An 8,616-nucleotide genomic window follows, 5' to 3' on the forward strand; every position below is an offset into this window, starting at 1 on the left:
CCGTGCCGTCGGCGGTTATGCGGCGGCGGACGCGCGCAGGCGTTCGACGATCTGGTTGTCCTTGCCCTGCACGCGCGGCGTCAGCACGAAGTTGAACTCGATGTCCTGGTACGCGTCGGCCTTCATGCCGAGCGACGTGCCGCCAGTCTTTTCGGTCACGGGCGGAATCAGTTCCTCGCGCGTCGCATACGCGAAGTCATCCCAGATCAGCGGATCGCCGTCGATGTTGAACTGCGTCGTCAGCTTGCGGTGATCGGGGCTGTCGACGAAGAAGTGCACGTGCGCGGGGCGGTTGCCGTGGCGGCCGAGACGGTTCAGCAGGTGCTGCGTCGCGCCCTGCGGTGGGCAGCCGTAGCCGACCGGCATCAGCGTGCGGAATTCGTATTGGCCGTCGGCGCCCGTCCTCACCGCGCCGCGCAGGTTGAAATCGCTCTGCTTGCCGGTCGGGTCGAAGTGCGAATAGAACCCGTGCGAATTCGCATGCCAGCACTCGACCAGCGCGCCGGCCACCGGCTTGCCGTCGAGATCCTTCACCGTGCCGTGGATCACGAGCGGGCCCGCGCCGTCGTCCGCGTCGAGGTCGATCTTCGCGACGCCGTCGCGCACCGGCGCGCCCGCCACGTACAGCGGCCCCTCGATCGTGCGCGGCGTGCCGCCGTCGAGACCGATCGCCTCGTCCTCGGCATCCATCCGAATGTCGAGATACTTCTCGAGACCGAGGCCGGCCGCGAGCAGCGCCGCTTCGCCGTCCTGACCAAGCTTGTTCAGATAGTTCACGCCGGCCCACACTTCGTCGGGCGTGACGTCGAGATCGTCGATCGCCTTGAACAGATCGCCGAGCAGGCGCAGCACGATCTGCTGCGTGCGTGCGTCGCCTTTCGTGCCGTTTTCGCCGCTCCCGCCCGCGTTCGATGCGGCCTTCAGCAGGTCCTGCACTTCCCGGGTATCGAAAACTTTGACGCTCATGATGCTGTCTCCATGTGTATTGGGGGGATGACGGTCTTTGCCTGACTCGATTGCCGCGTGACGTTCGTCAGCCTCTTCCGGGCGAAGCGCCCGACCTCGTTCTCGTCGAGCGCGATGCCGGGCTTTCCGGGCAGTGGGCTATACCCGCGATCGTCGTGCCTTCGCCGATACCGGTCACGCCGCCGCTACCGAACACCTTCGCCAGCATCAAGGTCTGACCGTGCATCGTGGCCACCGACAGCTTGTGCGGGCGGATCGCCGGCAGATCGACGAGGCGGGTTTCGATGCGTTCGATGGTGGCGGAGGACGTGGAGCGCGCTGCGTGGGGGCTGTTCATGAAATGGATTTATACGCGGCGGGGAAATGACGCGTCCAATACTTTTAGGCGGGATTTTTTATACCTTATGGGTATCGAAATCCGACTTTAGATCGGGAATATTGCGTTGCACCATACCTGTTTTAGCTAGATATGCGGGCCTAAAGGCTTGATGGAGCGGGGTGGCGCGGGTACGCCATATCGCTTGGGCGGGGAAGCGGCGCGAGTGGTTTCGGCACGGGAAAAACCCGGCTGAAACCGGCGGCCTGCCGGGTCGATCAGGGTTTTCCTGACGGGAAAAACCGTGGGCCGGCCATCCGGCCTTCGGTTTCGGCATCGGTTTTCGCGAATGACCGGAAGGAAGCGCGTGGGCGGATATCGGCGTTCGTCACCGATATGCGTCGGCCGTCAGAAGCTGACGGCCACTATCGGGCCAGAGCCCGACGATGCCCCATGACGCTCGACGCGCCGCGCTTCAAACTATTCCGAGCAGGAATGACAGCTATCACCCGGTGCCGTCTTCTGCGGATTCGCGCTTGCCCTGAAGATCCCCAAGGCCTCTCCCTCTTTTACTTTTTCCAGGTAACGCGCAATGAACACGCTCTTCACCCGGACTCAGATCGGCCCCTATCCGCTCGACTATCGCGTCGTCATGGCGCCACTCACGCGGATGCGTACCGACGCGCACAACGTTCGCGGCGATCATAAAGCGATGGCGGTGCGATGGGCGTGCACGCGCCTGAAGAGACGGAAGGTCGCCACGGGAGGGATTGTTTCGAAACGGCCCGACGCGTTTCGGTCGATCAGCTTTGGGGTGGGACCACCGCTCGCCGCCATTCGTTCAGGCTGCGTTAGCGGGTCCGGGCCTGCGATTTCCGTACGTGCTCAGATGCCGTAGGCCAGCTCCCGCTCTTCCACTTTCTCGTTGAGCGATCCCGTTTCCATGGTCGGCGCCTCCTCACAAGCACCGAAGTGGTACCCGGCATAGTGCGCGAGCATTCGAATGTCCTTTCCTCCGATACGACGCTTTTGCAACGCGTATGCTCTAGCGGATTCGGAAAGGAAAAATCGATGTTCGCCGTTGCCCGGCTCGACGCTCACGAGCGACTTCTCGGTCAGTTCGGCGATGTCGCTGGCAACGTCGGACAGCGTATACCTCGCATCACATACCAGCGCGCGCAATGCCTCGAACGTAAAAGCAGTCTGGAATGCCGCCACGTGACCCAATAGCTTCTGACTCGACGGGCTCAGCGACGCAAAGCTCCAATCGAAGCTGGCCTGTAACGTCTGGTGGTGCGCAAGCGCCGTCCTGTATCCCCGCGTCAGCAACTGGAAGCGATCGTCGAGAAATCCGTGAACACCTCGAACGCCCAAGGCACCGATACGCCCGACCGCCATTTCGATCGCGAGGGGATTACCGTCGAGGCGACGACAGATGTCCCCGACGAGACGAGCGCTTTTTCTTAAAGTATCGAGGTCGCAACCCGACTGTTTTGCGCGCTGCAAGAACATTTGCACTGCCTCGCAATCCAGCAGTTCCGCGATGGATGACTCCGGGCGTGGCACCTGGAGCGGACGCACGTGGAAGACCGTCTCACCGGACACCCTCAACCGCTCGCGGCTCGTGACGAGTACCCGCACGTTGTCCAGCCGCATGCAAACTGAATCGACCAGTCGAGCGACTGCATCGACGACGTGCTCGGCGTTGTCCAGCACCAGCAGCGTGCGGTCTCGCGGCAAAGCTGCGACCAGCGCGTCGACAGCCGGCCTGTCGCACCCTATCGACAGGCCGAATGCCGTCGCGATTTTCTGCAGAACCGCTTCCGGGGACGCCGCATCGGAAAGCGCGACGAAACGTGTGATATCAAAACGGCCGCTGGCTGCCGCATGAGCCACTTCAATTGCCGCGCTCGTTTTCCCGACGCCACCGGCGCCCACCAGTGTCAATATATGCGTCGTGTCCAGTGTTGCCGCGATATTGGAGACCAGGCTATCGCGCCCAATGAGCTGTCCGTGCCGTCGCGGGATATCGCTGTCGCCCTGCCTGAGCGGTGTAGCCGGCGTCGAATTCGCGCTCGGGGCGGATCTCTGCGTCAGTTGGTAACCGCGACCGGGTACGGTCACGATCAGGTCGCGTTGCGATCCGAACAATTTGCGCAACGCGGAAATGTGCACCTGCAGATTGTTTTCTTCAACTACCGTGCCGGGCCAGACCGCGGCCATCAACTCGTCTTTCGTTACGAGACGTCCCTCCGCCGACAACAGTACCGCGAGCACGTCGAAGGCACGCGAACCGACATGGATAGCCTTCCCGTCACGTCGTAACGAGCGCGTCGACAAATCGACTTCGAGTGTGCCTGCCAACATGGCTCAGGCCCCGTCCATCAGACAAACCGGTCCACTGAGCCAGCACCCTCTGCTTTCATCGGCCGAATCGCGAAAGTTCACCGTGATCGCGGACGGACGGCCCATCGCCACGCCCTGACGCACGACGATGCCGCGTCCCCCTCGGGTGACGAGCCCATGGCGATGCGCGCCGTACAGGAGCGCTGCCGCGGCGATGCCGGTGGCCGCGTCTTCCGGATAGCCGGACGCGCGCGGGAACTGCCGTGCGTCGAACACGTGCGGGGCATTGGCATCGAGCGAAAACGGATACAGGCCGGTCGACGACAGCGCGTCGCATAAGGCTTCGATCTGGTCGAGTTTCGGCGTGATCGCATTCAGCCGTGAGGTCGTGCGGATCGGCACCAGCGTTTTCGTGCGGCTCGTCGTCGCGTTGACGATGCCGAGCGGCAGCAGATCGTCCGCATCGAGGTTCAACACGTCGCGTGTCCTGGCAATGAGCGCCGCGTCGACAACCGGCTCGACGCGTCCCGCGGGCTGGCTGACTTCGATCCGTGCGTCGGACGCGTCGTACCGCGCTTCGACGCTGCCGCTCAGCGTTTCAATCAGCGCCGTGTTCGTGTGCCATACGCCTGTGTGACGCAGCAGCCACAATGCGCCCAGCGTCGCGTGTCCGCACATCTCCATCTCGTGGTTGGGCACGAAAAAGCGGAAGCGGAAATCATGGCGCGGATCGAGGGCGCGCATCACAAACCCGCTTTCGAGACCATACGCGCGGGCCACCTCTTTCATCTGCGCGTCGGACCAGCCGTTCGCGTCGAGCACAATCGGGGCCGGATTGCCGCCGTCGTCGGTGGTGGAAAATACCCGTACAAGCCGCACACGTTGTACGATGCTCATTCGCTTGCTCCCTGATTAACCCCGCCTATCGGTGTGCGGCCTTTTGTGAAGCTGGCGCGAAGGCCAGTCCGTCGTCCCTCGCAGCATGCACGATCCGCGTTGTTTCTTCGCTTCCATTTGGGCCGGAACATGCTCACTATCGGGCCATGGCGGTTGGCGTCAGCGCATCGCCCATTCCTTATGAAGCCCCCAGTCGCAGGTAATCGCCATGTTTTATCAGACGTCTAAATCGCACATTCCCGCCGACCGCGTGGCTGCGACCCGTCGCATCACGATGGCCGATTACGTGACGTCGTGGCACGAGCACGAAGAGTTCATGTTCCTGCTGCCGAGTCAAGGCACGCTGACGCTGACTTCCGAGTGTTCCAAGCATGCGCAGCGCATCAGCGCCGGCGTGCTTGCGATGGTTCCTGCCGGGATTTTTCACGACACGGCGAGCAATCCCGGCGAGCACTGTCATACGGCGGTCTACGCGGAGCGCGACTTCGTTTCGTTTTGTGCGCGCAAATCCAACGTCCGGATCGCCGGGGACGACGCCCCGCGCTACTGCGTGCCACCGCCTGCGCTGCTCGGGGCGCTGCGTTTGCAAACACAGTTCGACGCGGACGACAAAACGGGGGAAGCGCACGATATGTCGCGGTATCAAAACGATCTGGTCGATCGGCTGATTGCGTCGGCGTGCGTGGCGGCGATGCTCGGCGCCGCACCGAGCGATGCGAATCCGAAGGCTTCGCGCGAGCAACGGGTCAATGAAATCAAGGCGTATCTCGACGTCAGGCTGGCGGAGCGGATCGATATCGAGACAATCGCTTCGGAATTCGCGATATCGCGACGTCATCTCACCCGGATCTTCCGCGAGGAGACCGGCGAAAGCCTCACCGATTATCAGCTCCGGCAACGTGTCATGCGCGCGCGTTCGCTCTTGAATGTTCCCGGCACGACCGTGCTGTCGGCAGCCCTGAGCGTCGGGATCGAATCACCGTCCTATCTGGCAAGGCTCTTCAACAAGTTCGGTCTGCCTTCGCCCCGCGAGCTGAAGGCATCCCGTACTCGATGCAACTGACGTCTCGTCACTTCTGACTTCTGTCGGCCCCATCGGATTCGAACCACTCATCCGGTAAATCCTGCCGCACCTGACCGCTCGCGATAAGCTTGCTGCCGCCGGTTTACCGGCGACAGCGCCAGACTGTGACGGTGAACGGCCGATGCCGCACCGACGATATCCGCCGTGTCGTCACACCGCGTGCGGCACACGTCCACCCAGCGACTGTTCAATTTCCGCACACCGAATCGCCTTCCCCCGCCAGTCCATGCGGGCGCGACGGATGGGAAAAAACCCGGATACCCCCCTTTCACCGCTCTCGCCTACCTTCGCGCGCATGCCGGTCGACGCCCAAGCAACGATCCGGCCGAACCGATTTTCCCAGGAGCGCACATGGATAGCATCCACCCCGTACTGTTCGACATCGACATCTGGCGCGGCAAGATCTTCACCGGCCGCTGGCACGCGAGCCCGCACTTGGCCGACGTGATCGAACCGGCGACCGGCCACACGCTCGGCCGCATCGGTCTTGCCGACGGCGCCGCCATCGCCGAAGCCTCGGCCACCGCACACCGCACCCAGCCCGCCTGGTTTGCCCTGCCCTACGACGCGCGCGCGGCGGTCCTGCGCCGCGCGGCGGCCGTCGCCGAAACGCACTTCGATTCGATCGTCGACTGGCTCGTGCGCGAAAGCGGCTCGACGCGCGCGAAGGCCGCGTTCGAAACGTCGGTCACGATCAAGGCGCTGCACGAAGCGGCCGGCCTGCCGTCGCGCGCGGCCGGCGAAGTGCTGCCGTCGGCGGCCGGCCGGTTGTCGCTCGCGCGCCGCCGCCCGCGCGGCGTGGTCGGCGTGATCTCGCCGTTCAATTTCCCGCTGTACCTCGCGATACGCGCGGTCGCGCCGGCGCTCGCGCTCGGCAACGCGGTCGTGCTGAAACCCGATCCGCGCACCGCCGTGTGCGGCGGCGTCGCGATCGCCCGGGTGTTCGAGCTCGCCGGCTTGCCCGAAGGCGTGTTGCACGTGCTGCCGGGCGACGGCGCGGCCGGCGCGGCGCTGGTCGCCGATCCGCACGTCGCGATGATCCAGTTCACCGGCTCCACCGCGGCCGGGCGCAAGGTCGGCGAAGCGGCCGGCCGCCACCTGAAGAAGGTATCGCTCGAACTCGGCGGCAAGAATTCGCTGATCGTGCTCGACGATGCCGACCTCGACCGCGCGATCGCGAACACCGCGTGGGGCGCGTATCTGCACCAAGGCCAGATCTGCATGGCGACCGGCCGCGTGCTCGTGCAACGCACGATTCACGACCGCTTCGTCGCGAAGCTCGTCGAGAAGGCCCAGCGCCTGCGCGTCGGCGACCCGGCCACCGGCGACGTCGGCCTCGGCCCGCTGATCAACGCCGCGCAACGCGACCATGCGGCGAGCGTGGTCGACGCGGCCCGCCGCGCGGGCGCGCGGGTCGAGACGGGCGGCAATCATCGCGGCCTGTTCTTCGAGCCGACCGTGCTGAGCGGCGTCGCGCCGGGCAATCCGGCGTTCGACGAGGAGATTTTCGGGCCGGTCGCGATCGTCGTGCCGTTCGATACCGACGAAGACGCGATCGCGCTCGCGAACCGCACCGAATACGGGCTGTCGATGGCGATCCTGTCGGCGGACGTCGGCCGCGCGCTGAGGATCGGCGAGCGGCTGAACACGGGGCTGCTGCACATCAACGACCAGACGGTCAACGACGAAGTGATCAACCCGTTCGGCGGCGTCGGCGCGTCGGGCAACGGCACGAGTATCGGCGGTGCGGCAAACTGGGAGGAATTCACGCAGTGGCAGTGGCTGACGATCAAGGGCGAAGCGCCGCTGTATCCGATTTGACGAGGAGACCGACCATGTACACCGAAAACGATGCACGCGCCGTCACCGCGGCCGTCGCGCGCGCCGCCGGCGCGCCCTTCTCGATTGAACCGGCCCGCATCCGCGCGCCGCGCGGCGACGAGGTGCTCGTGCGCGTCGTCGCGACCGGCCTGTGCCATACCGACCTGATCGTGCGCGACCAGTACTATCCGGTGCCGCTGCCGGCCGTGCTCGGTCACGAAGGCGCCGGCGTGGTGGAGGCGGTCGGCCCGAACGTGAAGACGCTCGCCGCCGGCGATCACGTCGTGCTGACCTACGGCGCGTGCGGCCATTGCGCGTCGTGCGTCGGCGGCCACGGCGCGTATTGCCGGCAGTTCTTCGCGCTGAATTTCGGCGGCGCCGACGCCGACGGGCAGACGGCCATCCGCGACGAAGCCGGTCAACCGCTGCACGATCACTTCTTCACGCAGTCGTCGTTCGCGAGCTACGCGCTCGCACGCGAGAACAACGCGATCAAGGTGCCGAAGGAAGCACCGCTCGAGCTGCTCGGCCCGCTCGGCTGCGGAATCCAGACCGGCGCGGGCGCGGTGATCAACTCGCTCGCGGTGCGCCCGGGCAGCAGCTTCGCGAGCTTCGGTGCGGGCGCGGTCGGGATGAGCGCCGTGATGGCCGCGCGCATCGCCGGCGCGACGACGATCATCGCGGTCGACATCGTGCCGTCGCGGCTCGCGCTGGCGCTCGAACTCGGCGCGACGCATGCGATCAACAGCAAGGAAATCGACGTGGTCGACGCGATCCGCGAGATCACCGGCGGCGGCGTCGACTACGCGCTCGAATCGACCGGGCTGCCGGCGGTGCTGTCGCAAGGGATCGACGCGCTCGGCTCGCGCGGCACGATGGGCGTGGTCGGCGCGCCGAAGCTCGGCACGAAAGCCGAATTCGACGTGAACAGCCTGCTGCTCGGCGGCCATACGATCCGCGGCATCGTCGAAGGCGACAGCGTGCCGCAGACGTTCATTCCGCAGCTCGTGCAGTTGTATCTGCAAGGGCGGTTTCCATTCGACCGGCTGGTGAAGTTCTATCCGCTCGACCAGATCAACCAGGCGGCGGAAGACAGCAGCAAGGGGATCACGCTGAAGCCCATCCTGCGGATGCCGCATTGAGCGCGCGCGGGCGCCGTGCGTGCCGCCGCCCCTCGCGGCGGCAC

7 protein-coding genes and 1 pseudogene are annotated in these 8,616 nt (G+C 65.1%); 4 read left to right on the top strand and 4 right to left on the bottom strand.

From position 1 onward, the window contains the following. Positions 1 to 15: 15 nt before the first annotated feature. On the bottom strand, positions 16 to 966 hold the full coding sequence (catA, locus tag AC3IFE_RS11570) for a catechol 1,2-dioxygenase (protein WP_489190613.1): 951 nt from the start codon (positions 964 to 966) through the stop codon (positions 16 to 18). A 118-nt stretch (positions 967 to 1,084) separates the two neighbouring features. Continuing rightward, positions 1,085 to 1,303, bottom strand: a pseudogene (locus AC3IFE_RS11575) (muconate cycloisomerase); the annotation flags it as partial. Between the two features lie 571 nt (positions 1,304 to 1,874). Here AC3IFE_RS11575 and AC3IFE_RS11580 point away from each other — a divergent pair. Beyond that, a complete protein-coding gene (locus tag AC3IFE_RS11580; protein WP_489190614.1) occupies positions 1,875 to 2,180 on the top strand; it encodes a hypothetical protein in 306 nt (101 codons plus the stop codon). Here the strand turns inward: AC3IFE_RS11580 and AC3IFE_RS11585 are convergent. Both AC3IFE_RS11585 and AC3IFE_RS11590 read right to left on the bottom strand, forming a co-directional pair. Beyond that, positions 2,168 to 3,649, bottom strand: a complete 1,482-nt coding sequence (locus AC3IFE_RS11585) for an ATP-binding protein (RefSeq protein WP_489190615.1) — start codon at positions 3,647 to 3,649, stop codon at positions 2,168 to 2,170. The two genes, AC3IFE_RS11580 and AC3IFE_RS11585, sit on opposite strands and share 13 nt — an antisense overlap. A 3-nt stretch (positions 3,650 to 3,652) precedes the next feature. Next, positions 3,653 to 4,525 (bottom strand): PhzF family phenazine biosynthesis protein, encoded by an 873-nt coding sequence (locus AC3IFE_RS11590; RefSeq protein WP_489190616.1) that lies wholly within the window; start codon positions 4,523 to 4,525, stop codon positions 3,653 to 3,655. 208 nt (positions 4,526 to 4,733) lie between these two features. Between AC3IFE_RS11590 and AC3IFE_RS11595 the strand changes: the two genes are divergently transcribed. The 3 genes from AC3IFE_RS11595 (at position 4,734) to AC3IFE_RS11605 (ending at position 8,572) form a co-directional block, all read left to right on the top strand. Next, positions 4,734 to 5,588: a helix-turn-helix domain-containing protein gene (locus AC3IFE_RS11595; protein ID WP_489190617.1), complete on the top strand. Its 855-nt coding sequence runs from the start codon at positions 4,734 to 4,736 to the stop codon at positions 5,586 to 5,588. Between the two features lie 372 nt (positions 5,589 to 5,960). Beyond that, positions 5,961 to 7,430: a benzaldehyde dehydrogenase gene (locus tag AC3IFE_RS11600; protein WP_489190618.1), complete on the top strand. Its 1,470-nt coding sequence runs from the start codon at positions 5,961 to 5,963 to the stop codon at positions 7,428 to 7,430. A 14-nt stretch (positions 7,431 to 7,444) separates the two neighbouring features. Continuing rightward, positions 7,445 to 8,572 (top strand): NAD(P)-dependent alcohol dehydrogenase, encoded by a 1,128-nt coding sequence (locus tag AC3IFE_RS11605; protein WP_301736917.1) that lies wholly within the window; start codon positions 7,445 to 7,447, stop codon positions 8,570 to 8,572. Positions 8,573 to 8,616 lie beyond the last annotated feature (44 nt).

It is taken from the genome of Burkholderia sp. APQ4-4ca, from assembly GCF_057837105.1.

Coding starts and splice junctions, on each gene's coding strand:
- AC3IFE_RS11600 (WP_489190618.1), top strand. CDS start 5,961: ATGGATAGCATCCACCCCGTACTGTTCGACATCGACATCTGGCGCGGC.
- AC3IFE_RS11585 (WP_489190615.1), bottom strand. CDS start 3,649: ATGTTGGCAGGCACACTCGAAGTCGATTTGTCGACGCGCTCGTTACGA.
- AC3IFE_RS11590 (WP_489190616.1), bottom strand. CDS start 4,525: ATGAGCATCGTACAACGTGTGCGGCTTGTACGGGTATTTTCCACCACC.
- catA (WP_489190613.1), bottom strand. CDS start 966: ATGAGCGTCAAAGTTTTCGATACCCGGGAAGTGCAGGACCTGCTGAAG.
- AC3IFE_RS11580 (WP_489190614.1), top strand. CDS start 1,875: ATGAACACGCTCTTCACCCGGACTCAGATCGGCCCCTATCCGCTCGAC.
- AC3IFE_RS11595 (WP_489190617.1), top strand. CDS start 4,734: ATGTTTTATCAGACGTCTAAATCGCACATTCCCGCCGACCGCGTGGCT.
- AC3IFE_RS11605 (WP_301736917.1), top strand. CDS start 7,445: ATGTACACCGAAAACGATGCACGCGCCGTCACCGCGGCCGTCGCGCGC.